We start from the raw sequence: 26579 nt of genomic DNA on the forward strand, positions 1-26579 counted from the left end.
TACTTGTCTCCCGTCCGAAGTCACTCTGACCCGGAAAACACACGTGTAACGAGGGCAAGACAGAATGAATACCCGACATGACAGCATGAGCGTCAGCTACCACGGGACGCGCGGCGCACTCTTCGCGCTTGCGTTCAAGACCGGGGCCCTGACCCTTGTCACGCTCGGCATCTACCGCTTCTGGCAAAAGACCCGCATCCGCAAGTACATCTGGTCCTCGGTCGACGCCGGAGGCGACCGGTTCGAATACACCGGCACCGGACTCGAAAAGCTCCTCGGCTTCCTCATCGCCGTGGTCTTCCTCGCGGTCTACCTCGGGGCGATCCAGATGCTGCTGCTGTACTTCGGCATCTCGGTGATGGTGCAGCCGACGACACTCGAGCAATCCATTGCCCAGATCATCGGTCTTTACATCTCGATCTTCGCGGTCCTGCCCTTCGCCCTGTTCGCCGTCTACCGCGCCCGACGCTACAAGATGGCCCGCACCCGCTGGCGGGGTATCCGCTTCGGCATGGAGAAGGGCGCCTGGGGCTATGTCTGGCGGGCCATCGGCCACGGCCTGCTGACCATCGTCACCCTCGGAATCCTGCTACCGCGCATGACCTTCCACCTTGAGAAATACATGACCGACCGCAGCTGGTACGGCGACGAGCCCTTCCACCAGTCCGGCACCTGGACGGACCTTTACGCCGCCATGAAGCACGTCTTCATCGGCATCGCGCTGGTCATCCTGGGCGGGGTTCTCGCCTTCGCCGCCATGGGCAACGAGGTGCTGACCATTCTCGCGATGGCCATCGGCTTCATTGGCTACGTCTGGCTGTTGATCGGCGGGATCTACTACGGCGTGCGCAGCTTCGGCTACCTGACCAGCCACAAGACCCTCGGCAATCATGTTGCGCTGGTCTCCGAACCGCGCACCGGCTTCGTCATCAAGACCTGGCTGATCGGTGTGCTGCTGACCGGCCTCATCACTGCAGCCTTCGGCGCCGTGCTGGGCGGGGTCGTGTTCGGCGCGGCCATGGCCGGTGGCGGAGAGCCCGGCATTGCCGTGATCGTCGTTTCCGTCCTTGGCTACCTGGGGCTGCTGGTGCTGGTGCAGGCGCTTGTGCTCGTCTGGGTCGTGCAGCCGATCCTTGCGCATTACATCGGCACCGTGACCGTGCTCAACCCCGAGGCGCTGGACGACATCCACCAGCGGGCCGCCGAAACCGGGATCGACGCCGACGGCTTTGCTGACGCGCTCGACATCGGTGGCGCGATCTGATGCAGGCAACGGAGGCCGCCTTCTATGACGGTCTGACAGCCGGACGCCACCCTGTCCGGCTTCGCCTTTCGGAAGACCGGCAGGCGCTGGAGATCTCCGGCGACACCCTGCCGGGCGTCCTGCGCTGGCAGCTGATGGACCTGCGCGCGCCCCGGGATCACGCGGACCGCGACAGGCTGACCCTGATGCGCCACGAACCCGGCGATGACGAAGTCCAGCGCCACGAGGCCCGGCTCGTGATCGACGATCCCGCGCTCATTGCCTGGCTGCACAGAACCCGTCCGAACCTGTTCCGGCACGACCTGGCGCAAGGCACATGGCGCAAGGTCGGGTATTACGCCGGTGGCGCGTTGGCCGCCACGGCGCTGCTGCTCTTCGTCATCATCCCGGCGCTGGCCGGAACCCTCGCCCGGATCATCCCGGTCGAGCGCGAGATCGCCTTCGGCAAGACCGTTCTGGCACAGATGGAGTACATGCTGGGCGGCGCCGGGATCGGCTCCCTCACCTGCAGCAATCCCGACGGCGTCAAGGCCCTGCAGACCATGGCGAACCGGCTGACGGAGGGGCAGCCGATGCACTACAGCCTCGACATCCGGGTCTTCGACCACCCGACGCTGAACGCCTTCGCCGCGCCCGGCGGGCAGATCGTCATCCTGCGTGGACTACTGGACGCGGCCAGCCACCCCGATCAGGTCGCCGGGGTCCTTGCGCACGAAATCGGCCACGTCGAACATCGTGACGTCACACGCAACGCGCTCCGAACCGCCGGGTCGGCGGGCCTTCTGTCGATGCTGCTCGGCGACGTCTCCGGAGGGGCGCTGATCGCGCTGGTGGGCGATCACGTGATGAACGCCTCCTACACCCGCGACGCGGAGGCCGAGGCGGACGGTTACGGACTTGCCATGCTGGACGCGGCGCAGGTCGACGCGGGCGGACTCGCCTCCTTCTTCGACATCGTGACCGAAAGGGCGCACGGTCTGGAGGTGCCGGAACTCTTCGCCAGCCATCCGGCAACCCCGGGCCGCGCCGACCGCGCGCGCGCCTTGGCAGAGCGCCAGGCCGGCACAACCCCTGTGCTGACTTCCGCCGAATGGGACGCGCTGAAGCGAATCTGCGACAAGGCGGCGGACCCGGCGGGGGAAGACATCTGATCTGCAGTGCCAATCCCTGCGGTGCAACAAGGGTTTTTCGGTAAACGCGACGTCCTTTGGCGCTAACGTGACGATTTTACTCTGTTTCAGCCCGCCCCGGCACGGTATCACCCTGTCCGAGGAATGCCGCGCGGCAGCAATGCCGTGCCGAAACCAAGGAGAGGAACGCCGATGAAGGTACTGGTACCTGTGAAGCGGGTGATCGACTACAACGTGAAGGTTCGCGTGAAGGCGGACGGGAGCGGTGTCGATCTCGCCAACGTCAAGATGAGCATGAACCCCTTCGACGAAATCGCCGTCGAAGAGGCGATCCGGCTGAAGGAAGCCGGCAAGGCGACCGAGATCGTCGTGGTCTCGATCGGGGTCAAGCAGGCCACCGACACCCTGCGCAACGCGCTCGCCATGGGCGCCGACCGCGCGATCCTCGTCACCGCCGCCGATGACGTGCACACCGACATCGAGCCGCTCGCCGTGGCCAAGATCCTCGCCAAGGTCGTCGAGGAAGAGCAGCCGGGCCTCGTGCTCTGCGGCAAGCAGGCGATCGACAACGACATGAACGCCACCGGCCAGATGCTCGCCGCGCTGCTGGGCTGGAGCCAGGCGACCTTCGCCTCGGACCTCGACATCGACGGCGATGCCGCCAAGGTCACACGCGAAGTGGACGGCGGCCTGCAGACGATCAGCGTCAAGATGCCCGCCGTGGTCACCGTCGACCTGCGCCTGAACGAGCCGCGCTATGCCTCGCTGCCGAACATCATGAAGGCGAAGAAGAAGCCGCTCGACGAGAAGACCGCCGGTGATTACGGCGTCGACGTCGCGCCGCGGCTGGAGATCGTCAAGACCACCGAGCCGGCCGAACGCGCCGCCGGGATCAAGGTCGGCAGCGTCGATGAACTGATTGCGAAACTCAAGGAAGCGGGGGCTGTGTGATGGCTGTACTTCTTCTTGCCGAAGTGAACGACGGCGCCCTGTCGATGGATGCCACCGCCAAGGCCGTCACCGCCGCCAAGGCGCTTGGCGACGTCACCGTGCTCTGCGCCGGGGGCTCCGCCGCCGATGCCGCAAAGGAAGCCGCAACGATCGCCGGCGTGTCGAAGGTGCTCTGCGCCGAGGACGCGGGCCTGTCGCACCGCCTCGCGGAAGCCACCGCCGACCTGATCGTCGGGCTTGCGGGCGACTATTCGCACATCGTGGCGCCTGCGACGACCGATGCGAAGAACGTGCTGCCGCGCGTGGCCGCGCTGCTCGACGTGATGATCCTGACCGACGTGTCCGGTGTCGTCGACGCGGAGACCTTCGAGCGCCCGATCTACGCGGGCAACGCCATCCAGACGGTCAAATCGAAGGATGAAAAGAAGGTCATCTCCTTCCGGACCTCAACCTTCGAGGCGGCGGGCACCGGCGGCTCCGCCCCCGTCGAGACCATCGGCGGCGCGTCCTCGGACCTGTCGAGCTGGGTCGAGGACAAGGTTGCCGCAAGCGACCGTCCGGAACTGACCTCCGCGGGCATCGTGGTGTCCGGCGGGCGCGGCGTCGGCTCGGAAGAGAACTTCGCCATCATCGAAGCGCTGGCCGACAAGCTCGGCGCGGCGGTGGGTGCCTCGCGGGCGGCGGTCGACTCGGGCTTCGCCCCGAACGACTGGCAGGTCGGCCAGACCGGCAAGGTCGTGGCGCCGAACCTCTACGTCGCGGTCGGCATCTCCGGCGCGATCCAGCACCTTGCGGGGATGAAGGATTCGAAGATCATCGTCGCCATCAACAAGGACGAGGAAGCCCCGATCTTCCAGGTCGCCGACTACGGCCTCGTCGCAGACCTCAACTCCGCCGTCCCGGAACTGACTGAAAAGCTCTGAAACAGGTGCGGGGCACAGCCCCGCCCTACACCCTGTCTCACCACAAGGCCCGCCATCCGGCGGGCCTTTTTCATGGCTGCCGTCTTACGCCAGTCCGCCTCCCACCATCGGTCCGATCACTTCAGCCAGCGCATCCGCCGCCTCCGCATGGGCCATCGGACCCATCTGTTCCGCCGCCGCGCAAGCCTCGAAGTCGTTGAAGACCATCCCTGTCGTGCCCTGCGCCACCGCCTCGGGCGAGCACACCACCTCGACCACCGAACTCACCCTCGGGCGCAGGCTCTCGACCATGCCGCGGGTCACGAAAAGCGGATCGCAAATTTCCGACTGCGCAGAGTTCTCCGGCACCGGATGATCCGCGAACCACAACAACACCACCTTGCCGCGCAGGATTGTCAGGATGTGCTTCATCCGCGCCACCCAGGCGCTGCGCAATTCTTCGGTCACCTGGGCGTGCCGCTCCGCCGACACTTCCGCAAGATGCGCGAGCATGTGCCGGTTGAAATGGAACTCCGTGAAATCCACTTCCGGGAACAACTCCTCAAGCCGTTCGGATGCCCGCAGGAAGCGATCGTTGCGGCGCGGATGGACCATGTAATACCGGTTCGACATGTTCTGGGCGCCCATCACCTGCAGAACCTTCACCCTGGCCCCCGCACAGAGGTCCAGAACAGCCGGATCGTTCAGATAGAAATCGACCCCGGCATTCGCGACGCCGAAATTGACCGCTTCGACCGACAGCAACCGCCCGAGCAGTTCCGGAAACGGCTGTGCAATGAATCGACCGTAGGTTTCGATTCCCCCGAGGAACGCAAGAAAGTCGCCTTTCATCGCGGCCTTGGGTCCCCGGAACGTGACCCGCGAGTTCCCGTATTTGCAGGGATAGTACTCCAACGTCCCTGATCCGCCCGACTGACACGTCATGGCACCCACCTCTCTTGTGTCTCACCCGGGAGGCAGAATCGCCCATAGAGGTTGCAAAATGTCTAAAGCGAAAATGCGTGGTTAACTTGAACCACCTGCCCTTGCAGCCAGTGCCGAACCGGGCCTAAGGTTGGCCGTCATAGCAAGGGAAGCGCGCATGGAGATCAAATCCGTAGGGGTCGTCGGGGCCGGTCAGATGGGCAACGGGATTGCGCATGTCATGGCGCTCGCGGGCTACGACGTCCGGCTCAACGACATCAGCCAGGACAGCCTCGACAAGGCCGTGGCGCTGATCGCGAAGAACCTCGATCGCCAGGTCAGCCGCGAAAAGATCACCGCGGAAGACCGGGACGCGGCCATGGCACGGATCAGGACAACCATGCACCTGCCGGAAGTCGCCTCCGCCGATCTCGTCATCGAGGCGGCGACCGAGCGTGAGGACGTCAAGAACAAGATCTTCGAGAGTCTCGCCCCGGACCTCGGCCCGAACACCATCCTGACGTCCAACACCTCTTCGATTTCCATTACCCGGCTCGCCTCGCGCACCGATCGCCCCGAGCGATTCATGGGGTTCCACTTCATGAACCCGGTGCCGTTGATGCAGTTGGTCGAACTGATCCGGGGCATCGCCACGGACAAGGACACCTACGACACCTGCCTCGCCGTGGTGAACCGGTTGGGCAAGACCGCCGCCAGCGCCGAGGATTTTCCCGCCTTCATCGTCAACCGCATCCTGATCCCCATGATCAACGAGGCCTGCTACACGCTCTACGAAGGCGTCGGCAACGTGCAGTCCATCGACATGGCGATGAAACTGGGCGCCAACCATCCGATGGGGCCGCTGGAGCTGGCGGATTTCATCGGGCTCGACACCTGTCTCGCCATCATGAACGTGCTGCACGACGGGTTGGCGGATACCAAGTACCGCCCCTGCCCGCTGCTGACCAAATATGTCGAAGCAGGCTGGCTCGGGCGCAAGACCAAGCGCGGCTTCTACGACTATCGCGGCGACACGCCGGTGCCGACCCGGTGATCCGGCCCGCGCGGCCCGGAGACGCGGAGGCTGTTGCGCGGGCGCATGTGCAGGCGTGGGAGGAGACCTACCGCGGCCTTCTGCCGGATGACATCATCGACGGGCAGACCTTTGCAAAACGGCACGCCTTCTGGCAGGGCCTGCTGGCCGATCCGGGCGCGTCGCGAGTCTTCGTCGCCGAAACGGAAACAGGGATCGCGGGGTTCGGCTCAGCCCTCCCCGCCCGCAATCACGCGCCGGCGCAGATCACGGCGCTGTACCTTCAGCGTGACAGCCAGCGCCGCGGACTTGGGTGCGCCTTGCTGACGGCCTGTCTCGATGCCATCCGCGCCACCGGCCCGCGCGCCATCGTCGAAGTGCTGGAGACCAACACACTGGCCCGCGCCTTCTACGAACAGATGGGAGCCGTGGAGACCTCCCGCGAGGCCGACCCGCGCGGGTTTACCCATGTCATCTATTCATGGGAATGGCCGTAGGGACGCGGTCCCGGGTCAGCTATCCCTGAGCGCCAGTGTCCGTTCCCTCAGCCAGGCAACAAACTCGCGCTGCCCCCCGGCAAACCCCTTGATCTCCTCCGGGGTGATCGGATGCCCGACCACCGGCTTCTGCGGCCGCCCGCAGGAGTGGATCACCTCGTGGATAAGCAAACCCTGCCGCAGGGTCGCAGACAGCTTGTTGGCGATCTGGTAGGCGCGGCTGTTCTGTCCGGGGAAATACACCGGCACGACCGTCGCACCGGAACGCTGCACCATCTTCGCGGTGAACGGGTTCCAGCCTGCCTCCACCGCCGGACCAAACCAGCTCTGCGAATGCGCCACCACACCCGAGGGGAACAGCACGATCACACCGCCGTCCTTGAGATGCGCCATGGCCTTCGCCCGCATCTCAAGGCTCTGTTCACGCGCGTCCTCCTCGTGCGGAAAGGGCACCGGGATCATGAAGGGGTCGATCTCCCGCACCCCGGTCAGCAGCGAACGGGTCAGGATCTTGTAATCCGTCCGGACCTGCCCGATCAGATGCGCCAGAAGCATGCCGTCGACCAGCCCGTGCGGGTGGTTGGCCACCACGATGACCGGGCCACTCCCGGGAATGCGGCGAATTTGCTCTTCCGGCGTTTCCAGGTCGATGCCCATGATGTCCAGCGCCTGCGTCCAGAACGCCTGGCCCTCGGCAGGGCCCATGCGCTCGAACCGGCGCACCATGCGGAGCAGCGGGATCTTGCCCGTAGCCCACTCCATCGCACGAATGGTGTTGGCCTTCCACGGGTTGCGGAACGTGTTGGCGTAGCTGACCTTGCGTTTGTCGTAGGGGGCGGACTCGGGCGAGGCGTGCGTCCCCGTGGTCGGCGCGTCGGTGCCCTGGACCATGCCTGCCCTTGTCCCGTCTTCCTGCCCGGGCCGCATCGGCGCCGGATCGCGTGTCACCGCCAGGCCCGCAGCGCCTAGCACCCTTCCCCGAAGCGGTCCGCCACCAGCGCTTCGACCGCATCGGCCAGCGCCTGGGCGTCCGGGCCCGAGGTTTGAACCTCAATAGTGGTTCCCTTGGCGGCTGCCAACATCAAAAGCCCCATGATACTGTCGCCGCTGGCGCTCATGCCGTCGCGGCTGACTTCCGCGGAAGCGTCGAACCCCTCGACCACTTCCACCAGCTTCGCCGAAGCGCGGGCGTGAAGGCCCTTTTCGTTGACGATCTTCAACGCGCGCGTGACGGTCTGGGACATGGAAAACTCTTTTCTGACTGTTGCAGCGGACGACTCAGGACTTGCCCGGGCCGATGTTCCGGCTGTCGATATACTTGCGTCCGGCCTCGAGTGCACCCCTTACCGCGTCACCGACCGCCATCTGGCGGGACTTGGCCAGCTTGATCAACATCGGCAGGTTCGCACCATAGAGGATGCGCCGGTTTTCCGGCTGGCAGGCCATCAGCGACAGATTCGAGGGGGAGCCGCCAAACATGTCCGTCACCAGGACGACGCCATCGCCGCTGTCGACCTCATCCGCCGCCACACAAATTTCGGCCTGTTTCTTGCCCCTGTCACAATCGGCCTCTATGGCTATTGCAACGACACCGGGTTGTTGGCCGACCACATGCTCGACCGCCGAAAGATACTCTTTCGCGAGCCCGCCATGGGCCACTATCACGATTCCGATCACTTCGGTCTTTCTCCGCCTTGAGGGGGCATATGGCCCTTCCCCTGGGTTACCCCGCGACGCTCCAATTCGCGGTGTCTAATTGACACCCGCCAGCCTTCTTGTGCAAGTGCAGCAGCAATGGTTTCCGTTACGGCAACCGAGCGGTGTTGCCCTCCGGTACACCCGAAGCCGACCGAGAAATGCGCCTTGCCCTCCTCGACACAACCTGGAAGCACGTAGAGCAGCAAATCCGTCACCTTCTCGATGAGTCCCTCATAGCGCGGATCGCCCGCAACATACTCCGCCACCGGCCAGTCCAGCCCGGTCCGGGACCGCAGATCCGGCTCCCAATGCGGGTTGCGCAGGAATCGGCAGTCGAAAGCCATGTCGAGCCCCTGCGGCAAGCCGCGCTTGTACGAAAAGGAATGCACGGACAGCGCCATGCCCTGTCCCGTGGCCTGCCCGAACCAGCCTTCCATCTCGGCGCGCAACTCGTGCACCGTCAGGTCCGTGGTGTCGACATAGACGTCCGCCCGGCCGCGCACATCCTCCAGCAGAGCGAGTTCCCGCGCGATCCCCTCCGTCGGAGATTCGTCCGGGGCCAGCGGATGGCGGCGGCGCGTTTCCGAGAACCTGCGGCTCAGCACCTCGCGCGCGCAATCGAGGTAAAGCAGGTCGCAGTTGATCCCGGGGATTGCCGACAGCGCCCGGTGCACCTCCATGAGGCCATCCGCCGAGAAATCCCGGTTGCGCACGTCGATGCCGAGCGCCATCGGGCGCGGCATCGACTGGCTGCCCTCGATGAGCCGCGGAATCAGCGAAAGCGGCATGTTGTCGATGCTTTCGAAGCCGAAGTCCTCCAGCGCATTGATCGCGGTCGAGCGCCCGGCGCCCGAAGGGCCGGTCACCAGAACCACGCGTTGCATTCCCTGGGACATCAGCCCTCAGTCCTTTCTGCCACCCCTTAGATATTGCAGCACCGCCGCGGCGAAACCGGGAGTTGCGCAATTGTGAAGCACTGGGATGGACCGATTGATCAATAGTGTCTTCCGGACGGGAGGCAACCGATGCGCTTCGGTTTCGTCAAGGTCGAGAATTGCCGCAACTGGTGCGCAGTCGAGAATTTCAGCGTTCAGAATACCAATCCCGCGCGCCTCAATCAGCCCGGCGATGGTCGGCGGCGCACTCATCCACAGGCTGCCGTCCTCGCGCGGGTCGATCAGCACGCGATCGTCGGCTACGAGTACCGCGCCCCGCGCCATCAATTCCAGCGCCATGGTCGATTTTCCACTGCCGGACCTGCCACGGATCAACAGTCCCCGGCCGTCCACCGCGACCGCGTTGGCGTGCAGGACGAGCGGTTGCGCCCCCGTGCCCATCTCAGATCGGCAGGCCCACCACGAACCGCGCGCCGAGCGGCTCCGAGGTCACATCCGCTTCGGTCGGGCGGATGTTCTCGGCCCAGATCACGCCGCCATGGGCTTCGACGATCTGCTTGGAGATGGCGAGGCCCAAGCCGGAGTTGTTGCCGAAGTCCGACTGCGGGCGCGAGGTATAGAACCGCTTGAAGATCTTCTGCAGCGCCTCTTCCGGGATACCCGGTCCGGTGTCCTCGACCACCACCAGAACGCGGTTGTCGCGGCGGCGGGCCCAGACCCGGATCGCGTCGCCATCCTCGCAGAAGCTGATCGCATTGGTGATCAGGTTGACGAAGACCTGCGCGAGCCGCGGCTCCAGGCCGTTTATCAGGATCGGCCGCGGCGGCAGGTCGGTGATGAACTCGACACCCTTCTTCTCCGCGTCCTTGCCCAGGTACTCCGTGATGTTGCCGAGCAGGTCCAGCAGGTTGAACTCCTGCTCCTCTTCCTTGACCAGTTCGCTGTCCAGCCGCGAGGCGTTGGAGATGTCGCTGACCAGCCGGTCCAGCCGCCGCACGTCATGCTCGATCACTTCGAGCAGTTTCTCGCGGTGCTCCTCCTTGCGGACCATGCGCAGGCTGCCGACGGCGGAGCGCATCGAGGCCAGCGGGTTCTTGATCTCATGCGCCACGTCGGCGGCGAACTGCTCGTTGCTGTCGATCCGGTCGTAAAGCGCACCGACCATGCCACGCAACGCACCGGACAGGCGACCGATCTCGTCGGGGCGGGCGGTCAGGTCCGGGATGCGGATGCGCCCGGTGGTCTTGTGCTTGCGGTTGCGGTCACGGCCGATCTCGGCGGCGTCGGCGAGATCGGAAATCGGGTTGGCGATGGTGGAGGCGAGCACGAGGCTCAGGCCGATCGACACCAGTGTCGCGATCACGAACATCTGCAGCACCCGCTCCCGCTCCGCCGCGACGGCGGCGTCGATCTCGGTGGCGGTCGAGACCAGAGCCACGGTGCCAAGCACCGCGCCGCCCTGTTCGATCGGAGAGAACGCGTGGAACAGCGTCTCACCCCGCGCTCCGGTCCCAGACACGACACGGGTCACCGTCGGGTCACCGGCTTCGATCATCCGGCGCAGGCGGTCTTCCAGCACCAACTCGGGCTCGTTGGAAAAATAGGTGAAAAAGTCGGAAACCGTATGCCAGACCGAATCCAGGAAATTGGAAATCAGCGTTGGTTCCTTGTCCGTGGGACCGGCCTCAAGCAGCGGCGAGAGCGCCCCGGAAGCCTCGCCCACGAGGAAGCCACCGGAATCGTAGATCAGCAGATCCACACCCTGGCGCAGGTCCACTCCTTCGAGGGTGCGCGCCACGTCGATGCCGTTGGTGGTGCCGAGCGCGATGCCCCCGATCTCAGGCAGCTGCGCTTCGAAGACATCCGCCAGCAGCTCTACCTCAGCCTGCAGGGCGTTGGCCTTCTGCACCGCCAGCGTGTCGCGGGACGAATTTAGCCAGAGAACCCCCGCAACCAGTACGTTCAGGGCAACGAGGTTGAAGGTGATGATCTTCCGCGTCAGCGGCGACCGGTTCAGCGAGAACAGCGAGCGCTGCGCACGGCTGTCGCGCAGCTCACGGTCCACGGTGCTGTCCGGGGCGACCCAATCGTCGCCCAGCACAACATCCGCGTTGTTCCGGGACTTCTCGTCCCGGTCATCCGCGTCAGAGAACCGTTCGGCCAAGGCCATGGATCACTCTTCGTTGTAACGGTATCCGATACCGTAAAGCGTCTCGATCGCCGAGAACTCGGTGTCAGCGGTGCGCATCTTCTTCCGCAGACGCTTGATATGGCTGTCGATCGTGCGGTCATCGACATAGACCTGATCGTCATAGGCCACGTCCATCAGCTGATCGCGCGATTTCACGAAGCCCGGACGCTGCGCAAGCGCCTGCAGAAGCAGGAATTCCGTGACGGTCAGCGTGACGTCCTGCCCCTTCCAGGTCACTGCGTGGCGCAGCGGGTCCATGGTCAGGCTGCCGCGCGTCATCAGCTTGGTGTCCTCGGTCTCGCCGACCACGTCCCCGGCCACCGCTTCCTGGCGGCGCAGCAGGGCACGGATGCGCTCGACCAGCAGGCGCTGGGAAAACGGCTTCTTGACATAATCGTCGGCGCCCATGCGCAGGCCGAGCACTTCGTCGATCTCGTCGTCCTTGGAGGTCAGGAAGATCACCGGCATGCGCGATTTCTGGCGCACCCGCTGGAGCAGGTCCATGCCGTCCATGCGCGGCATCTTGATGTCGAAGACCGCCATGTCCGGCATCTTCTTGTTGAAGGCGTCAAGCGCAGCCTGACCGTCATTGTATGTCTCGACTTCGAAACCCTCGGCCTCGAGAGTCATCGACACCGATGTCAGGATGTTCCTGTCATCGTCCACCAGGGCGATTTTCGACATTGATTTTTCCTTATACTGCTCTGTTTGCCTGATTTTTTCCCTGAGTATGCGAGAAATTTCCCATTGCAACAATCCCAAACTGCGAATCAGGCCTCTGGGTCACCGATATTTCAGACGGAATTTGCAAAGGAATGGCTAAAAAGCCTCACCTTGATTCGCCGCATTCTAGACACCTTCCCGCTTGCGGCGCTAACGGCGACACACATCGTCGCAGTCGGCGCTAACAGTCTCGGCCGGGTTTTGCCGTGGTGGCGCTAAACCTCCGATGGTTGCGCTAACTGCGCGAATGCGTCCTGTTCACTTCCGAATCCGTCATGTTAAAGGAAAGTTCTCGGGCGTCCCGCCGGACGCAAGAAACTTACCTTCGAAGTGCTGCGACAGGAGCAAGGCAGATGACATTTGGACGGGTCAACCCGCAATTCCGGCTTGAAGATCAAGGGATCGAAGGTCTGGGCAATGTCTATTACAACCTCATGGAGCCTGCGCTGATCGAAGCGGCTCTGAAGAAAGGCGAGGGCACGCTGGGCAAGGGCGGGGCCTTCCTCGTCTCCACCGGCCAGTTCACCGGCCGCTCGCCCAAGGACAAGTTCGTGGTGCGCACGCCCTCCGTCGAGGACACGATCTGGTGGGAGAACAACCAGCCGATGGAACCCGCCGGGTTCGACGCGCTCGAAGCGGACATGCTGGAGCACATGAAGGGCCGCGACTACTACGTGCAGGACCTCACAGGCGGCGCCGATCCGGCCAATGCCATCGACGTGCGCATGGTCACCGAGCTTGCCTGGCACGGCCTCTTCTGCCGTCACATGCTGCGCCGTCCGGACCGCGAGGACCTCGACAGCTTCGAGGCGGACTGGACCGTCATCAACTGCCCGTCCTTCAAGGCCGACCCCAAGAAGCACGGCTGCCGCACCGAAACCGTGGTCGCGATGAACTTCGACAAGAAGCGCATCCTGATCGCGAACACCGAGTATGCGGGCGAGAACAAGAAGTCGATCTTCACGCTTCTCAACTACATCCTGCCGGGCAAGGGCATCATGGCGATGCACTGCTCCGCGAACCACGCCGTCGGCAACCCGGTCGACACGGCCATCTTCTTCGGCCTCAGCGGCACCGGGAAAACCACCCTCTCGGCCGATCCGGAGCGCGTGCTGATCGGCGATGACGAGCACGGCTGGTCCGACCGCGGCACCTTCAACTTCGAAGGCGGCTGCTATGCCAAGACCATCTCCCTCTCCCCCGAGGCAGAGCCGGAGATCTACGCCACGACCGAGAAATTCGGCACGGTGATCGAGAACATGGTCTTCGACCCGGAAACCTTCGACCTCGATTTCGAGGACGACAGCCTGACGGCCAACATGCGCTGCGCCTACCCGCTGCACTACATCTCCAACGCGTCCAAGACCGCGCTGGGGGGCCATCCGAAGAACATCATCATGCTGACCTGCGACGCTTTCGGGGTTCTCCCCCCGATCGCTCGCCTCACCCCGGCACAAGCGATGTACCACTTCCTTTCCGGCTTCACCTCCAAGGTCGCCGGGACCGAGCGCGGCGTGACCGAGCCGGAGCCGACCTTCTCGACCTGCTTCGGCGCACCCTTCATGCCCCGCCGTCCGGAAGTCTATGGCAAGCTGCTGCAGGAAAAGATCGCCAAGCACGGCGCAACCTGCTGGCTGGTCAACACCGGCTGGACCGGCGGCGCCTATGGCACCGGCTCGCGCATGCCGATCAAGGCAACCCGCGCCCTGCTGCACGCCGCCCTCGACGGCAAGCTGGCCAATGCCGAGTTCCGCAAGGACCCGAACTTCGGCTTCGAAGTCCCGATTCATGTCGAAGGCGTACCGGAACTGCTCCTCGACCCGCGCAAGACCTGGGACGACAAGGCCGCCTACGACGCGCAGGCCCACAAGCTGGTCCAGATGTTCGCGGACAACTTCGAACAGTATGTCCCCTACATCGACGACGACGTGAAGGCCGCGGCGATCAGCTGATCGGTCTCCCCCAGACACGGAAAAGGCCCCCGGATCGGGGGCCTTTTTCTATGAACGGTACACGTTTCGGCCGGCATTCGACTTGTATCGCGGTGACCGCTTGGAGCCCAAATCAAGGAATGCTGCAAAGCAGCTAGATGATCCTTTGATCTAGCTCGGCAGGATCCGCCACTTCAACATGCCAGAAGTCTCGCGCTTCATCCGGCAGTCGCGCCAGCACACGCTCAAAGTCTCTTCCGTTGGTGCAGCGCCGAACCGCCCACGCCGTCGCCTCAATCGCGTTATCCGGTGTTAGGTTATGGTTTACACGTATCTTTTTGACCTCGGAAATGAGTTTCTCTCGGTCATCAAAAGTCGCGCGAGGCGCAGTAACATCCCAGTTGTGAACAAAAATTGCACGAAGTACGCTTGGTAGCACGCTAGCAAATTCCAGGCCCTCCTGAGCGGTCAAACGACGCCGAAACACCTGCAGGACGGCATCGACCGCTGTGTAAGCCATATTGTCAGACTCAAGGTGCATGCGGTCTTTCACGTCATCAAGGAAAGCGCGCCACTCTCGGGATGAGTGCCGGTATGTCCACGGCATTGGCATGGGTATCTGCTTCCTTTCGCGAGAATAATCGCTGACAAACCTATTTGATTCCACGACAGTTGTAACAGAAACCAACGGCAGCTCCGTCCGAACAACCGCCATCCATGGCGACTAACCCCGAGGACGTCTTCAGAAACCGGCTGGTTTTCATCGCGCTGTCCGAATGCATCTGCGATCCGCCTTGTACCGCGTGCAATAGAGGGCAGACTGGCATCGAGGCCCCGGTTTCCGTCGGGCCCCGGAAATGTACAAAACTTCCGGACCGAAGTCTTTCAAAGACTTCGGCACGCCCTTGCCGAATGTCCGAATGTCACTCCCCCCTGTCCGCCCGGCATGGTACCCAAAGCCATGATCCGTCTTGCCACCGCCCTGCTCCTCCTCGCCTCCCCCGCCGCCGCCATCGAGCTGGTCGACTTCGGCGTGATCTGCGACATCGAGATCGGAGAGCCTCGCGCAGCCCCGCTGACCGAGAGCGGCGTGATCAACAGCATCGACCAGACCCGCACCTTCGACGTGTACACCTCCGGCGTCCCGGCCCACCTTGGCCTGAGTTTCGGTGTCCGGGTGCTGCTGCCAGAGGGCGAGACCAGCACCGGCACCCGCATGACTGTCACCCATGGCCCGATGGGGCCGCGTGGCGTGACCACGGAAAGCTGGAGCGCGCCGCTGGTGCCGGGTATGGCGAACCTCAACCTGTTCACCTTCGAGAAGGATTACGAGATGGTTCAGGGCACCTGGACCTTCACCGTCATCGACGACCGCGGCAAGCACCTTGAACAGAGTTTCGAAGTGCTCCCCGCCGGTTCGGTGCCGCAGGTGCAGAAGGCCTGTTTCGACCCCGTGCCGATGTCCTGAAGCGGGACAGGGCGTAGGGCGGGGCTATGCCCCGCACCCCGGCGCCGTCACGCCGCGCGCAGTCCGAGTATCTCCCGCGCCTGCTGCCAGGTCGCCACGGGGCGCTCGTATTTGTCGCACAGATCCACCGCCCGCTTCACCAGCGCCGCGTTGGATGGCGCGAGCGTGGTCTTGTCCCAGCGGACGTTGTCCTCCAGTCCCGTCCGCGTATGGCCGCCCGAGGCGATGCACCATTCGTTGACCTCGACCTGGTGCCGCCCGATGCCCGCCGCACACCACTCCGCCTCCGGCGCGAGCCTTTGTACGGTCTTGATGTAGTAGTCGAAGACCTCCCGGTCGCAGGGCATGGCGTTCTTCACACCCATGACGAACTGCACATAGAGTTTGCCCGGAATGCGCCCGTCCCGGTTCATCTCGGCCGCCTTGAAGATATGCGACAGGTCGAACGCCTCGATCTCCGGCTTGACGGCATAGGTGCGCATCTCGGAGGCCAGCCAGTCCACCAGATCGGGCGGATTCTCGTAGACCCGCGTCGGGAAGTTGTTCGACCCCACCGAAAGCGAGGCCATGTCCGGCGCCAGGGGCAGCATCCCGCCCCGCGCCTGCCCCGCGCCGGATCGCCCGCCGGTGGACAGCTGGATGATCATGCCGGGGCAGTGTTTCTTCAGCCCCTCGACCAAACGCGCAAACCGCTCCGGATCGGATGTCGGGTTCTCGTTCTCGTCGCGCACATGTGCGTGCACGATGCTTGCCCCGGCCTCGAAAGCCGCCTGCGTGCTCTCGATCTGCTGCTCGATGGTGACTGGCACCGCCGGGTTGTCGGACGTGCGCGGCACGGAGCCGGTGATGGCAACGCAGATGATGCAGGGTTTGGACATGAGGCAGGCTCCTTCGCTTGTCGCGCGGACTTTGGCGCGACGGGAGGTCGGGTTCAAGGGGGCAGACCGCGCGCCAGAGGCTCCGGCCCCGCAGGTTCGCGTATCTGGAAAGAAGAGAAACAGGGGCAACGCGTGGCCGCCCCTGCGTGAGACATGGGGTCAGAGGTCGAAGAACACCGTCTCGTCTTCGCCTTGCAGGTGGATGTCGAAACGGTAGATCGGCTTGCCGTCCCGCTCTCCGCGCGTCGCGATCAAGGTGGCGCGGCGCTTTTCCCATTCGATGGTATTGATGACCGGGTCCTTGGCGTTCGCCTCCGCCTCGTCCTCGAAGTAGAGCCGGGTGTTCAGGCCGACATTGATGCCGCGAGCGACGATCCACAGGTTGATGTGCGGCGCCTGCGTGGTGCCGTTGCGGCCGGGAACGCGACCCGGCTTGATGGTGTCGAACCCCCATTCGCCGGTGTCGAAATCGGTGATGACGCGGCCCCAGCCACGGAAGCCGTCTTCCACGTCGCCTTTGCTTTCGGGATGCGCATAGACACCGGCCGCGTTGGCCTGCCAGGCTTCCAGAAGCACATCCTTCACCGGCGAGCCGGTGCCGTCGATGACCAGCCCCTCGATGCGGATACGCTCACCCGCGGCGTTGGGTCCGGCGATGTCCCAGCCCAGCTCCTGCTTGTAGATGTCGAAGCCCGCCGCGCCGGGTGCAAGGCCGATGTGAACGTAGGGGCCAGCGGTCTGGGAAGGGGTTTCCTTGAGGTAATTCAGCGATTGCACCATGGGTCAGTTTCCTTCCAGACGGTTCTCGAACAGCGTCGAGCGGCGTCCGCGCAGCACGATGTCGAACTTGTAGGCGATGGTGTCGAGCGGAATCGTGGCATTGAGGTCGAGTGCCGCCACAAGGCTGTCGATGCCTTCCTGTGTCGGGATCGTCTTGACGATGGGGCACTTGTCGATCAGCGGGTCACCCTCGAAATAGCACTGGGTGATCAGCCGTTGCACGAAGGCGCTGCCGAAGATCGACAGGTGGATATGCGCCGGGCGCCAGTTGTTGACCCAGTTGCGCCACGGGTAGGCGCCGGGCTTCACGGTGCGGAAGAAATAGTAGCCGTTCTCATCCGTCAGCGTCCGGCCGCAGCCGCCGAAATTCGGGTCGATCGGCGCGAGGTAGGTGTCCTTCTTGTGGCGATACCGCCCGCCGGCGTTGGCCTGCCAGGCCTCGACCAGCGTGTTCGGCACCGGGCGGCCGTTCTCGTCCAGAACCCGCCCGTGCAGGATGATCCGCTCGCCGATCGCGCTCTCGCCCGGCTTGGCGTAGTTGTAGATCATGTCCTTGTCCATCGGGTCGATGTCGCCGTGCCCAAAACGCGGGCCGGTGATCTCCGACACCGTGTTTTCGAGGCTGATAAGCGAATAGCGCGGCGAGCGCGCCACCGAGGTCTTGTAGTCGTGCGTGTAGGCGGGCGGATGCCATTCGCGGTCACGCTGGTAGTATTCTGCGGGTATAGACATGAAGGTCTCTCCTCCTCGGGGTCCGGAATATTTGCGCGTTTCCGGCGGTGTCATTGGTTTATTGAGCGTCCAGCTCGGCCCAGGTCTGCTTGGCCAGCTTGATCGCATGATTGGCCTTCGGCACGCCCGCGTAAATGGCGACGTGCTGGAAGGCTTCCATGATGTCTTCCCGCGAAGCCCCGGTGCGGGTGGCGGCGCGGATGTGCATGGGGATTTCCTCGAAGTTGCCGCAGGCGGCGAGCAGGGCCAGCGTGAGCATCGAGCGCTCGCGGCGGCTGATCCTGTCGTTGGCCCAGAGATTGCCCCAGGCGGTCTCCGTGATCATCTCCTGGAACGGCACGTCGAGCGGCGTCTTCGCCGCCTCGGCGCGGTCCACATGGGCGTCGCCCAGAACCTGACGGCGGACGGTCATGCCGGTGTCGTATCGGTTGGTCATCGTCTTGTCTCCGGGGATCAATACGGCAGGCCGACGTAGTTCTCGGCCATCGCCACCTGTGCGGCGTGGTTCGTGCGCAGGAAGGCGATCTCCGCCTGCTGCATCTTCAGGTCGAACTCGGACTGGTCCGGGAAGCGGTGCAGCAGCGAGGTCATCCACCAACTGAAGCGCTCCGCCTTCCACACCCGCGCCAGCGCCTTTTCGGAATAGCGGTCCAGCCCCTCGCTGTCGCCGTCCAGATAATGCGCGACCATGCCGTGATACAGGTAATGAATGTCGCTCGCCGCGGTGTTCAGCCCCTTTGCGCCCGTCGGCGGCACGATGTGCGCCGCGTCGCCACACAGGAACAGCCGACCCCAGCGCATCGGCTCGGTCACAAACGAGCGCAGCGGCGCGATGCTCTTCTCGATCGACGGGCCGGTTACGAGCTTTTCCGCCGCCTCGGTCGGGATACGGCGCTTGAGTTCCTCCCAGAACGCCGCGTCCGTCCAGTCGCCCGGGTGATCCGACAGGGAACACTGGATATAGTAGCGGCTCAGGTTCTCGTTCCGCATCGAGCAAAGCGCGAAACCGCGCTCGGAGCTGGCGTAGATCAGCTCCTCATGCACCGGCGGCGTCTCCGACAGGATGCCGAGCCAGCCGAAGGGGTACAGCTTCTCGTATTCCCGCCGCACGGTCAGCGGGATAGTCTGACGGCTCACGCCGTGGAAACCGTCACAGCCCGCCACGAATTCACAGTCAATGCGGTGTTCGGTGCCATCCACCGTGTAGGTCACATAGGGCGCATCGCTGTCCGCGCCGTGGATCACGACGCCATCGACGTTGTAGACGATCTTGCCGTCCATCGCCTCCCGCGCCGCGTAAAGATCCCGCGTCACCTCGGTCTGGCCATAGACCACCACGGTCCGGTCCACCAGATCCTTGAAATTGATGCCGAAATGCTCATCCCCGTAGGAAATCACCGTGCCGTCGTGGACAAAGCACTCCTTGTCCAGCCGCTCCGCGACCCCGGCCTCGCGCATCAGGTCGACCATGCCGGTCTCGAGGATGCCCGCCCGGATGCGGCTCAGGACGTAGTCCTTGGTTTTCCGTTCCAGAACAACAGTGTCGATGCCCTTGCGTTGCAGAAGCTGGCTGAGCAGCAGGCCCGACGGGCCGCCGCCGATGATACAAACCTGTGTACGCATGAGTCTCCTCCTCTGGCTTGTCCGGAGTAGACACTGAACCGTATGGCGATGTAAAATGGCATTGTCGCCTTTTTACTTAACCAAAATGATAACAAAATGCACAGCCGCATCAAGCTCCGCCACATCGAGGCCTTCACCACCATTGCTCGCCACGGCCAGCTCAAGGCCGCCTGTGAGGCACTCAACCTGACGCAGCCCGCGCTGTCGAAGACGCTCAAGGAGCTGGAGGACGTGCTCGGGGCGCGGCTGATGGAGCGCGACCGCTCCGGCACTGCCCTGACGCCCGAAGGTGAGGTCTTTCTCGAATTCGCCACGCAAAGCCTCGCCGCCCTGCGCCGCGGCGTCGATGGCGTCACCGCGATCCGCACCGGCGGGGTAGAGCGGATCAAGGTCGGCTCCCTGCCCTCCGTCGCCGCGCGGCTGATGCCGAAGGCGGTGGCGCTGTTCCACCGCATGGCCCCGGACACCCGCCTCGTGCTGCGCGACGGGGCGCATGGGGCGCTGACCAATGACCTGCGCAGCGGCGCGCTCGACATGGTCATCGGGCGCATGGGTGCGCCGGAAATGATGCAGGGGTTGTCATTCACCCAGCTTTATCAGGAACGGGTGGTCTGCTGCTGCGACCCGTCCCACCCGCTCCGCGCCGCCACCGCGCCTGCGCCCGACGCGCTGCTGGGCTGGCCCGTGCTCTACCCGCCCGAGGGCGCGGCAATCCGCCCGCTGCTCGACCGCTGGCGGCTGGCGCAGGGGCTGCCTGAGTTTGCGAACCGCATGGACTGCGTCTCCGGCGCGTTCGGACGCAATTTCGTTCCCGGCTCGGAGGCGCTCTGGTTCATCTCCGAAGGCGTGGTGGCGCAGGACGTCGCCGACGGCCGCCTGGCCCTCCTGCCGCTCGACCTGACGCTGACTGCGGGCCCCGTGGGCCTGATGACCCGGCCGGACAGCACCCCCTCGCGCAGTCAGACGCTGTTCACCCGCGCACTCACCCAGGCCGCAGACCTGCTGCCTACATCCTGAGTGCCATGCGGCGTCATCCACAAGTTAATGGGGTTATCCCCAAAATATCACTTTACACAGCGACTCCGGGCCTGCACCATATCTGGTAAGGGTGCTGGAAACGGCCCCAGCCCCTTGAGCAGGCAGCGAGTGCTTGGGGCGTCTTCACCCCGGCACACAATCACAAAGAGGTGGCGACATGGCCCTGTCCGAGCATGACCTGAACGACGAGATTCATCCGATCGACATCGTCGAGACAATTGCGGCCCACAACGATTGGGATTTCGACCGCATCGCCGACGACCAGATCGCCATGGCGCTCGAGGGCCAGTGGCGCACCTACTCGATCACCCTCGCCTGGTCGCACTATGACGAAACCCTCCGGCTGATCTGCACCTTCGAGTTCGAGCCGCCGCAGGAGCGGTTCGGAACCCTCTACGAAGGGCTCAACCTGGTGAACGACCAATGCTGGGCCGGGGCCTTCAGCTACTGGGCCGACCAGCAGCTGATGGTCTACAAGTACGGGCTTGTGCTGGCGGGTGGGCAGATCGCCTCGGCCGAGCAGATCGACACCCTGATCACCGCCGCCGTGATGTCCGCCGAGCGCTATTACCCGGCCTTCCAGCTGATGAGCTGGACCGACCGGACCGCCCATGAGTCCTTGCAGGTGGCCATCGCGGAGGCCTACGGCCGCGCTTGACGGCGGGAAAATTTTGCCGGGACAAAATTTTCAATTGGGGCTCCGCCCCGTCCCTTCGGGACCCCCGGAGGTATTTTGGGACCAGCGAAGCACAGGGAGCGCCGAATGCTTGCGGCGCTCTTTTTGCATGGGTAGCCTGCGCGCGACTTGGGAAAGGACGATGCGATGCAACAAGGTTTGGTGGCCGGACAGGGCCTCGTGCTGCTGGGCTGCGGCAAGATGGGATCGGCGATGCTGGCCGGATGGCTGGCGCGGGGGCTGCCCCCGGCATCGGTCTGGGTGCTCGACCCGAAACCGAGCGACTGGGTTCTGGCGCAGGGTGTGCACGTCAACGACGGCGTGCCGGACGCGCCCGCCGTGGTGCTGCTGGCCGTGAAGCCGCAGATGATGGGCGACGCGCTGCCGGTGCTGGCGGCGCTTGGCAATGGCGATACGCTGTTCGTCTCGATCGCTGCCGGGACGACGATTGCGACGCTGGAAGCCGCTCTCGGCTCCGAAACCCCCATCGTGCGCTCCATGCCAAACACGCCCGCCGCCGTGGGGCAGGGCATCACGGCGATCTGCGGCAATGCCCGCACGAGCGCCGACCAGCTCGACCTGACCGAAGCCCTGCTCACCGCCATCGGCGGCGTGGTCCGGCTCGACGGCGAGCACCAGATGGATGCGGTCACCGGCCTCTCCGGCTCCGGTCCGGCCTATGTCTTTCACATGATCGAATGCATGGCGAAGGCGGGCGAGGCGCAGGGGCTCGCGCCGGACCTCGCCATGCAACTGGCCAAGGCCACCGTCGCGGGCGCCGGCGCTCTGGCGATGCAGGCGGAGGAAGACCCCGCGCAATTGCGCGTCAACGTCACCTCGCCGAACGGCACCACGCAGGCCGGTCTCGCGGTCCTCATGGACGAGACCACCGGCCTGCCGCCGCTGATCGCGCAGACCGTCGCCGCCGCCACCAACCGCTCGAAGGAGCTTGCCAATGGCTGAGATCACCTATGACGACTTCCTCAAGGTCGATATCCGCGTCGGCACCGTCACCCGCGCCGAACCTTTCCCCGAGGCCCGCAAACCCGCCATCAAGCTCTGGATCGACTTCGGCCCGGAGATCGGGGAGAAGAAATCCTCCGCACAGATCACCGTTCACTACACGCCCGAGGCCCTTTTCGGCAAACAGGTCATGGCGGTCGTCAATTTCCCGCCGCGCCAGATCGGGCCGGTGATGTCCGAAGTTCTGGTGCTCGGCGCGATGGACGACGGCGGCGCGGTGGTCCTGATCGGCCCCGATCAGCCCGTCCCGAACGGCGGGCGCATGCACTGACCCGAGGGTCCCCTTGACCTTCGCACTCGCCTTGGGTCACCTGAACACCCGAGGAGGAGCCGCCATGCCACAGCCCGCCATCACCGGACACGGGGTCTTCACCCCGCCGGAGGTCATCACCAACGACGAGCTTGTCGTCGCCTTCAACGCCTATGCGGAACGCTGGAACGCCGAACATGCGGCAGAGATCGCCGCGGGCACGGCCGAGCCGAAAGGCCCCTCCTCCTCCGAGTTCATCGTGAACGCCTCCGGTATCGAGCAGCGTTTCGTCATGGACAAGGACGGCGTACTCGATCCCGCCCGCATGTATCCGCGCCTGCCCGCCCGCCCCGACGAGGCCCCCGGCATCATGGCCGAAATGGGCCTCGACGCCGCGCAAAAGGCCCTGGCCATGGCGGGGCGGACAGGCGCGGATGTGGACCTTGTGATCTGCGCCGCCTCCAACCACGAACGCGCCTATCCCGCCATCGCCATCGAGATCCAGCAGCTCCTTGGCGCAGGCGGCTTTGCCTTCGACATGAACGTCGCCTGCTCATCCGCCACCTTCGGCATCCAGGCCGCCTCCGACATGATCCGCGCGGGCAGCGCAAAGGCGGCGCTGGTGATCTGCCCGGAAATATGCTCCGGCCACCTCGAATGGCGCGACCGCGACTGTCACTTCATCTTCGGCGATGTGGCGACAGCGGTGCTGATCGAGCCTGCCGAGGCGGCGCAAGGCCCGCGCTTCGACATCGTCTCCACCCGCTGCGCCACGCAGTTCTCCAACAACATCCGCAACAACAACGGCTTCCTGCGCCGCACGCATGACCAGATGGAGGACCGCCGCGACATGCAGTTCATGCAGAACGGGCGCAAGGTCTTCAAGGAGGTGCTGCCGTTGGTGTCCGCCCATATCGCCGCTCACTTGCAGGCGGAAGGTTGGGGCGCGGAGGATCTCAAGCGTCTCTGGCTGCATCAGGCGAACAAGACGATGAACGATTTCATCGGAAAGAAGGTGCTCGGCCGCACACCGGACCCCGGCGAGCAACCGAACATTCTGCAGGATTACGCCAACACCTCCTCCGCCGGGTCGATCATCGCCTTTTCCCTGCATTCCGGCGACATGGCGGCGGGTGACAAGGGCGTGATCTGCTCCTTCGGCGCCGGGTACTCGGTGGGGTCCGTGCTGGTGGAGCGGCAGTAGCCGGCGCGTTCGGCCACCGCCCCCGACAGCCGGCCCTCTCCAGAGGCTCCGCCCGTTCAGCCCGCGAACGTACCGCCATGGCTGTTCGACGAGAACGCCTGCCCGAACCGGCCCAGCGCGAGATCGCGCGGCGCGATCTGAACCGCCCAACGCGAGACATCGCCGATCTGCCAGCCCGCGAGGGCACTCGGCGGCATCAGCAGCAGGCAGGGTGCATCGGCGGGCAACCGTCCGTCCGCCGCGTCCGCCGCGCCATTGCCGAGATACAGCACCTCCTGCGCCGCGAAGGCTTCCCAGACCGGAACAAGACGCGTCAGTGTCGCCTCCGGCAACGCCGCCGGATCGGCGGCATACACCCGCCGCGCCTGCGCCTCGTAGAGCTTGCGATAGCTCTTGTAGCCGGGGAATTGCAGCAGGCTCAGTGGCTTGCGGCCCTCGGCGCGGGACTTCGCACTCATCCAGCCTTCGTTGGTCAGCTTCGCCAGCGCACCGATCACCTTGGCACAATCGCGTTCGCTGAACGGGGCGACCTCGGCGCGGGCTTCGACCTTCTCCGACAAACGGCGCAGCCGCTCCAGCGTCGCGGTCATCCCGTCCACGATCGCGGCCTTCCCGGCATCGCCCTCCGCTCCGACACGGCCCCGCTCGATCAGCCGCAGCATCATCCGGTCCGCCGCATCGAGCAGCGCCACCATGGTCACCCAATCGAAGGGCAGGAAACCCGGATCGGTCATCGTCGGCTTCTCGAGCAGCGCCGCGAAAGGCGAGACCGCGCCAAGTTCGGGCCGGTCGTCGCTGTCGTCGGTCACAGCCGTCAGATACCAGCGCGGCGGACACAGGGCCTCCGGTCCGATCAGCTCGGCGAGGGCCTCCTCGCCGGATTCGAACGGGAAGTAGTAGTCCGCGCCCTCCGGCAGGGACCGCACCGTGCCACGCTCCTGCGTGTGCAGCACGACCACCTCCGCCGAAGGATCGTCCGCGGCGAAGATCACCAGCCAGCCGCTGCGCGGACCAAGCCCGCCCCAAAGGGTCCCCGGCAGGTCCGTCAGCGCGATCTGCGCATAGAAGCTCGCGGGCTTGTCCCCGATCCGGGGCCAGTCCATGCCCTCGGGCAGAGAAGGCCCGCCGCCAATCCAGCTGTCCGTCGGCTCCTGCGGGAAACGAATCTCGAGACGCAGCCGCCCGGTGCGGAAGTCGACCGCCTTGCCCGGCGCGTCGGTCTCCGGGGTGGCTTCGGGCGCCTGCCGTGACGCGACGTGCTGCTTTGGCATCTCGACCGGGTCGGAAGCACCGCCGGCATTGCGTGCCATGAACCGTTCCGCAGCCTTGACGCCCCCCGCCAGCAACTGTGCGATCACCTCGGCGCGCTGCTCGGGCGCGATCAGCACCTCCTGCGCGTCACGCCCGGACGCGGGCTTGCGTCCCGTGTTCCGGACCGGCGACGCCGGGGCCTGCGACTCACCGGGTGCCTCGGTCTCGAATGCGGAGTCTGGCGCTTCCTGCAGCATCTCGCTGTAGGCATGCATCTTCGTGTCCCTGTGTGGCGCAGCGCCGGACACGGGCGTCGCCCGCCCGCGCTTGAACGCACGCATGCGGTCCTGCAGGAAAGACGCGATCCCCGCCGCGTTGGCGCCATATTCCGTGATCGGCTCCGCGTCGTCGAAAACGTCGCCGCCCATGCGCTTGCCAAGGACGCTCAACCCGCCACCCAACGCCATCAGCGCAATCGCCGTAAACGGCTGATCCCAGAACGGCGGAAGCAGGAAGATCACGTTCTTCCAGATCGCCGCGGCCCAGATCGTACCAAAAATGAGTATCCCGGTCCCCACCAGGAATACAGACCGTGCTGCATACACCATTGTTTCCCATCCTCTCACCTATGGCGTGCAAAAGGCCCGATAGTTGCGGCGAAATCATGGAACGGCTGGGGCACCAAAAGGGAAATTTGGGCGAGAGACCTGTGGACAACACAGCCACAGGCTGCAATGACGGGCCTGTCAGTCCCCGACAGCCTCGCGCCAATGCTTCCGGCACAGGCTGACGTAGGTCTCGTTTCCGCCGATCTGGACCTGCGCGCCGTCCTTCAGCACGTCGCCATCCGGGCCCTGTCGGATCACCATGGTCGCCTTGCGGCCACAATGGCAGATGGTGCGGACCTCGCGCATCTCGTCCGCCAGCGCCAGAAGCGCGGCAGAACCCGGAAACAACTCGCCGCGAAAGTCCACCCGCAGACCATAGGCCATGACCGGCACGCCGAGGTCGTCCACCACACGGGCAAGCTGCCAGACCTGTGCACGGCTCAGGAACTGCGCCTCGTCGACGAAGATGCAGGCCACAGCCCCCTGCGCCAGACGCGCCGCAATCTTGGCAAACAGGTCCTCGTCCGGCCCGAAGGTCGCCGCAGGCCGCCCGAGACCGATGCGCGACCCGATCGTGCCTTCGCCCGCGCGATTATCGACAGCCGCGGTCAGCAGATAGGTCTGCATCCCCCGCTCGTTGTAGTTGTGCGCGGCCTGCAAAAGCAGCGTGCTCTTGCCGGCGTTCATGGTTGAGTAATGGAAATGCAGCTTGGCCATGTCCGGCTATGTGCCCGCCTGCCGCCCGCTTGGCAAGCGGCCCCTTACCGACCCTCCCCCACCCCAACCCTCCCCAGAGGGGAGGGTTGGGGTGGGGGAGGACGCCAGCACCGGGAAAGCCACACTCGGCCAGGGCCGGGTGTGGCTGCGTGCCCGGAGGCTTGTGAAGGCATGACGGTCTCGGGCATGAT

General features: G+C 64.8%; 29 protein-coding genes. 13 read left to right on the forward strand and 16 right to left on the reverse strand.

From position 1 onward, the window contains the following. Positions 1-64 precede the first annotated feature (64 nt). The 4 genes from ACP159_RS20980 (at position 65) to ACP159_RS20995 (ending at position 4268) form a co-directional block, all read left to right on the forward strand. Positions 65-1264, forward strand: coding sequence for a YjgN family protein (locus tag ACP159_RS20980; RefSeq protein WP_425101679.1), 1200 nt, complete (start codon positions 65-67; stop codon positions 1262-1264). Then, complete coding sequence (locus tag ACP159_RS20985) at positions 1264-2415, forward strand: M48 family metallopeptidase (RefSeq protein WP_425101680.1); 1152 nt, start codon at positions 1264-1266, stop codon at positions 2413-2415. Before ACP159_RS20980 ends, ACP159_RS20985 begins: the two co-directional genes overlap by 1 nt. Positions 2416-2586: 171 nt before the next feature. Continuing rightward, a complete protein-coding gene (locus ACP159_RS20990; protein ID WP_425101681.1) occupies positions 2587-3345 on the forward strand; it encodes an electron transfer flavoprotein subunit beta/FixA family protein in 759 nt (252 codons plus the stop codon). Then, complete coding sequence (locus ACP159_RS20995) at positions 3345-4268, forward strand: electron transfer flavoprotein subunit alpha/FixB family protein (RefSeq protein WP_425101682.1); 924 nt, start codon at positions 3345-3347, stop codon at positions 4266-4268. The genes ACP159_RS20990 and ACP159_RS20995 overlap by 1 nt, the downstream gene beginning before the upstream one ends. Before the next feature lie 84 nt (positions 4269-4352). Here the strand turns inward: ACP159_RS20995 and ACP159_RS21000 are convergent, their stop codons facing one another. Continuing rightward, positions 4353-5192 (reverse strand): DUF6473 family protein, encoded by an 840-nt coding sequence (locus ACP159_RS21000; RefSeq protein WP_425101683.1) that lies wholly within the window; start codon positions 5190-5192, stop codon positions 4353-4355. Between the two features lie 157 nt (positions 5193-5349). Between ACP159_RS21000 and ACP159_RS21005 the strand changes: the two genes are divergently transcribed. Together ACP159_RS21005 and ACP159_RS21010 are read left to right on the forward strand one after the other, a co-directional pair. Further along, a complete protein-coding gene (locus ACP159_RS21005; protein ID WP_425101684.1) occupies positions 5350-6225 on the forward strand; it encodes a 3-hydroxybutyryl-CoA dehydrogenase in 876 nt (291 codons plus the stop codon). Further along, entirely contained in the window at positions 6222-6701 is a 480-nt protein-coding gene (locus tag ACP159_RS21010) for an N-acetyltransferase family protein (RefSeq protein WP_425101685.1), read from the forward strand. The genes ACP159_RS21005 and ACP159_RS21010 overlap by 4 nt, the downstream gene beginning before the upstream one ends. 15 nt (positions 6702-6716) lie before the next feature. On the opposite strand, the gene ACP159_RS21015 is transcribed toward ACP159_RS21010, so the two are convergent. The 7 genes from ACP159_RS21015 to ACP159_RS21045 all read right to left on the reverse strand — a co-directional run bounded on the left by ACP159_RS21015 (position 6717) and on the right by ACP159_RS21045 (position 12170). Beyond that, entirely contained in the window at positions 6717-7592 is an 876-nt protein-coding gene (locus ACP159_RS21015; protein ID WP_425101776.1) for a lysophospholipid acyltransferase family protein, read from the reverse strand. Between the two features lie 74 nt (positions 7593-7666). Next, entirely contained in the window at positions 7667-7945 is a 279-nt protein-coding gene (locus tag ACP159_RS21020) for an HPr family phosphocarrier protein (RefSeq protein WP_425101686.1), read from the reverse strand. A 34-nt stretch (positions 7946-7979) separates the two neighbouring features. Next, entirely contained in the window at positions 7980-8378 is a 399-nt protein-coding gene (locus ACP159_RS21025) for a PTS sugar transporter subunit IIA (RefSeq protein ID WP_425101687.1), read from the reverse strand. Further along, on the reverse strand, positions 8375-9295 hold the full coding sequence (gene rapZ / locus ACP159_RS21030; RefSeq protein WP_425101688.1) for an RNase adapter RapZ: 921 nt from the start codon (positions 9293-9295) through the stop codon (positions 8375-8377). The genes ACP159_RS21025 and rapZ overlap by 4 nt, the downstream gene beginning before the upstream one ends. Before the next feature lie 6 nt (positions 9296-9301). Then, positions 9302-9736 carry an HPr kinase/phosphorylase gene (locus tag ACP159_RS21035; protein ID WP_425101689.1) on the reverse strand — a complete coding sequence of 145 codons (435 nt, stop codon included), beginning with the start codon at positions 9734-9736 and terminating at the stop codon, positions 9302-9304. A 1-nt stretch (position 9737) separates the two neighbouring features. After that, the gene (locus ACP159_RS21040) at positions 9738-11465 is read right to left on the reverse strand and encodes an ATP-binding protein (protein WP_425101690.1); all 1728 of its coding nucleotides are present in this window, start codon (positions 11463-11465) and stop codon (positions 9738-9740) included. A gap of 3 nt (positions 11466-11468) precedes the next feature. Further along, positions 11469-12170: a response regulator transcription factor gene (locus tag ACP159_RS21045; RefSeq protein ID WP_425101691.1), complete on the reverse strand. Its 702-nt coding sequence runs from the start codon at positions 12168-12170 to the stop codon at positions 11469-11471. Positions 12171-12562: 392 nt separating this feature from the next. Between ACP159_RS21045 and ACP159_RS21050 the strand changes: the two genes are divergently transcribed. Continuing rightward, positions 12563-14161: a phosphoenolpyruvate carboxykinase gene (locus tag ACP159_RS21050; protein ID WP_425101692.1), complete on the forward strand. Its 1599-nt coding sequence runs from the start codon at positions 12563-12565 to the stop codon at positions 14159-14161. Positions 14162-14294: 133 nt separating this feature from the next. On the opposite strand, the gene ACP159_RS21055 is transcribed toward ACP159_RS21050, so the two are convergent. Next, complete coding sequence (locus tag ACP159_RS21055; protein ID WP_425101777.1) at positions 14295-14753, reverse strand: DUF2267 domain-containing protein; 459 nt, start codon at positions 14751-14753, stop codon at positions 14295-14297. Positions 14754-15086: 333 nt separating this feature from the next. Here ACP159_RS21055 and ACP159_RS21060 point away from each other — a divergent pair, with 333 nt between their 5' ends. Next, positions 15087-15608, forward strand: a complete 522-nt coding sequence (locus ACP159_RS21060; RefSeq protein WP_425101693.1) for a DUF3859 domain-containing protein — start codon at positions 15087-15089, stop codon at positions 15606-15608. Positions 15609-15655: 47 nt separating this feature from the next. On the opposite strand, the gene ACP159_RS21065 is transcribed toward ACP159_RS21060, so the two are convergent. From ACP159_RS21065 to pobA, 5 genes are all read right to left on the reverse strand, one after another. Further along, complete coding sequence (locus ACP159_RS21065; protein WP_425101694.1) at positions 15656-16486, reverse strand: 3-keto-5-aminohexanoate cleavage protein; 831 nt, start codon at positions 16484-16486, stop codon at positions 15656-15658. Between the two features lie 159 nt (positions 16487-16645). Next, positions 16646-17266 carry a protocatechuate 3,4-dioxygenase subunit alpha gene (gene pcaG, locus ACP159_RS21070; RefSeq protein WP_425101695.1) on the reverse strand — a complete coding sequence of 207 codons (621 nt, stop codon included), beginning with the start codon at positions 17264-17266 and terminating at the stop codon, positions 16646-16648. A gap of 3 nt (positions 17267-17269) precedes the next feature. After that, on the reverse strand, positions 17270-17998 hold the full coding sequence (pcaH, locus tag ACP159_RS21075; protein WP_425101696.1) for a protocatechuate 3,4-dioxygenase subunit beta: 729 nt from the start codon (positions 17996-17998) through the stop codon (positions 17270-17272). Between the two features lie 58 nt (positions 17999-18056). Beyond that, the gene (pcaC, locus tag ACP159_RS21080; RefSeq protein ID WP_425101697.1) at positions 18057-18434 is read right to left on the reverse strand and encodes a 4-carboxymuconolactone decarboxylase; all 378 of its coding nucleotides are present in this window, start codon (positions 18432-18434) and stop codon (positions 18057-18059) included. A gap of 17 nt (positions 18435-18451) precedes the next feature. Then, on the reverse strand, positions 18452-19621 hold the full coding sequence (gene pobA / locus ACP159_RS21085) for a 4-hydroxybenzoate 3-monooxygenase (RefSeq protein ID WP_425101698.1): 1170 nt from the start codon (positions 19619-19621) through the stop codon (positions 18452-18454). 96 nt (positions 19622-19717) lie between these two features. Between pobA and pcaQ the strand changes: the two genes are divergently transcribed. The 5 genes from pcaQ to ACP159_RS21110 all read left to right on the forward strand — a co-directional run bounded on the left by pcaQ (position 19718) and on the right by ACP159_RS21110 (position 23812). Then, on the forward strand, positions 19718-20638 hold the full coding sequence (gene pcaQ, locus ACP159_RS21090) for a pca operon transcription factor PcaQ (RefSeq protein WP_425101699.1): 921 nt from the start codon (positions 19718-19720) through the stop codon (positions 20636-20638). A gap of 178 nt (positions 20639-20816) precedes the next feature. Continuing rightward, on the forward strand, positions 20817-21317 hold the full coding sequence (locus tag ACP159_RS21095) for a YbjN domain-containing protein (protein WP_425101700.1): 501 nt from the start codon (positions 20817-20819) through the stop codon (positions 21315-21317). 165 nt (positions 21318-21482) lie between these two features. Then, the gene (gene proC / locus ACP159_RS21100) at positions 21483-22298 is read left to right on the forward strand and encodes a pyrroline-5-carboxylate reductase (protein ID WP_425101701.1); all 816 of its coding nucleotides are present in this window, start codon (positions 21483-21485) and stop codon (positions 22296-22298) included. Then, positions 22291-22629 (forward strand): tRNA-binding protein, encoded by a 339-nt coding sequence (locus tag ACP159_RS21105; protein ID WP_425101702.1) that lies wholly within the window; start codon positions 22291-22293, stop codon positions 22627-22629. Before proC ends, ACP159_RS21105 begins: the two co-directional genes overlap by 8 nt. A 64-nt stretch (positions 22630-22693) precedes the next feature. Continuing rightward, positions 22694-23812, forward strand: a complete 1119-nt coding sequence (locus tag ACP159_RS21110; protein WP_425101703.1) for a beta-ketoacyl-ACP synthase III — start codon at positions 22694-22696, stop codon at positions 23810-23812. A 56-nt stretch (positions 23813-23868) separates the two neighbouring features. Here ACP159_RS21110 and ACP159_RS21115 read toward each other — a convergent pair whose 3' ends face one another. Then, positions 23869-25671, reverse strand: a complete 1803-nt coding sequence (locus ACP159_RS21115; protein WP_425101704.1) for a DUF1963 domain-containing protein — start codon at positions 25669-25671, stop codon at positions 23869-23871. Between the two features lie 138 nt (positions 25672-25809). Next, positions 25810-26388 carry a thymidine kinase gene (locus ACP159_RS21120; protein ID WP_425101705.1) on the reverse strand — a complete coding sequence of 193 codons (579 nt, stop codon included), beginning with the start codon at positions 26386-26388 and terminating at the stop codon, positions 25810-25812. Between the last annotated feature and the right edge of the window lie 191 nt (positions 26389-26579).

The organism is Tropicibacter sp. S64 (genome assembly GCF_049803835.1).
In the GTDB taxonomy this organism is placed as follows: Bacteria; Pseudomonadota; Alphaproteobacteria; order Rhodobacterales; family Rhodobacteraceae; genus Pacificoceanicola.

Bases quoted from the DNA above. Each gene is read 5' to 3' on its own strand.
- ACP159_RS20980 (WP_425101679.1), top strand. From the start codon at position 65: ATGAATACCCGACATGACAGCATGAGCGTCAGCTACCACGGGACGCGC.
- ACP159_RS20985 (WP_425101680.1), top strand. From the start codon at position 1,264: ATGCAGGCAACGGAGGCCGCCTTCTATGACGGTCTGACAGCCGGACGC.
- ACP159_RS20990 (WP_425101681.1), top strand. From the start codon at position 2,587: ATGAAGGTACTGGTACCTGTGAAGCGGGTGATCGACTACAACGTGAAG.
- ACP159_RS20995 (WP_425101682.1), top strand. From the start codon at position 3,345: ATGGCTGTACTTCTTCTTGCCGAAGTGAACGACGGCGCCCTGTCGATG.
- ACP159_RS21000 (WP_425101683.1), bottom strand. From the start codon at position 5,192: ATGACGTGTCAGTCGGGCGGATCAGGGACGTTGGAGTACTATCCCTGC.
- ACP159_RS21005 (WP_425101684.1), top strand. From the start codon at position 5,350: ATGGAGATCAAATCCGTAGGGGTCGTCGGGGCCGGTCAGATGGGCAAC.
- ACP159_RS21015 (WP_425101776.1), bottom strand. From the start codon at position 7,592: ATGGTCCAGGGCACCGACGCGCCGACCACGGGGACGCACGCCTCGCCC.
- ACP159_RS21020 (WP_425101686.1), bottom strand. From the start codon at position 7,945: ATGTCCCAGACCGTCACGCGCGCGTTGAAGATCGTCAACGAAAAGGGC.
- rapZ (WP_425101688.1), bottom strand. From the start codon at position 9,295: ATGTCCCAGGGAATGCAACGCGTGGTTCTGGTGACCGGCCCTTCGGGC.
- ACP159_RS21035 (WP_425101689.1), bottom strand. From the start codon at position 9,736: ATGGGCACGGGGGCGCAACCGCTCGTCCTGCACGCCAACGCGGTCGCG.
- ACP159_RS21040 (WP_425101690.1), bottom strand. From the start codon at position 11,465: ATGGCCTTGGCCGAACGGTTCTCTGACGCGGATGACCGGGACGAGAAG.
- ACP159_RS21045 (WP_425101691.1), bottom strand. From the start codon at position 12,170: ATGTCGAAAATCGCCCTGGTGGACGATGACAGGAACATCCTGACATCG.
- ACP159_RS21050 (WP_425101692.1), top strand. From the start codon at position 12,563: ATGACATTTGGACGGGTCAACCCGCAATTCCGGCTTGAAGATCAAGGG.
- ACP159_RS21055 (WP_425101777.1), bottom strand. From the start codon at position 14,753: ATGCCAATGCCGTGGACATACCGGCACTCATCCCGAGAGTGGCGCGCT.
- ACP159_RS21060 (WP_425101693.1), top strand. From the start codon at position 15,087: ATGGTACCCAAAGCCATGATCCGTCTTGCCACCGCCCTGCTCCTCCTC.
- ACP159_RS21065 (WP_425101694.1), bottom strand. From the start codon at position 16,486: ATGTCCAAACCCTGCATCATCTGCGTTGCCATCACCGGCTCCGTGCCG.
- pcaG (WP_425101695.1), bottom strand. From the start codon at position 17,266: ATGGTGCAATCGCTGAATTACCTCAAGGAAACCCCTTCCCAGACCGCT.
- pcaH (WP_425101696.1), bottom strand. From the start codon at position 17,998: ATGTCTATACCCGCAGAATACTACCAGCGTGACCGCGAATGGCATCCG.
- pcaC (WP_425101697.1), bottom strand. From the start codon at position 18,434: ATGACCAACCGATACGACACCGGCATGACCGTCCGCCGTCAGGTTCTG.
- pobA (WP_425101698.1), bottom strand. From the start codon at position 19,621: ATGCGTACACAGGTTTGTATCATCGGCGGCGGCCCGTCGGGCCTGCTG.
- pcaQ (WP_425101699.1), top strand. From the start codon at position 19,718: ATGCACAGCCGCATCAAGCTCCGCCACATCGAGGCCTTCACCACCATT.
- ACP159_RS21095 (WP_425101700.1), top strand. From the start codon at position 20,817: ATGGCCCTGTCCGAGCATGACCTGAACGACGAGATTCATCCGATCGAC.
- proC (WP_425101701.1), top strand. From the start codon at position 21,483: ATGCAACAAGGTTTGGTGGCCGGACAGGGCCTCGTGCTGCTGGGCTGC.
- ACP159_RS21105 (WP_425101702.1), top strand. From the start codon at position 22,291: ATGGCTGAGATCACCTATGACGACTTCCTCAAGGTCGATATCCGCGTC.
- ACP159_RS21110 (WP_425101703.1), top strand. From the start codon at position 22,694: ATGCCACAGCCCGCCATCACCGGACACGGGGTCTTCACCCCGCCGGAG.
- ACP159_RS21115 (WP_425101704.1), bottom strand. From the start codon at position 25,671: ATGGTGTATGCAGCACGGTCTGTATTCCTGGTGGGGACCGGGATACTC.
- ACP159_RS21120 (WP_425101705.1), bottom strand. From the start codon at position 26,388: ATGGCCAAGCTGCATTTCCATTACTCAACCATGAACGCCGGCAAGAGC.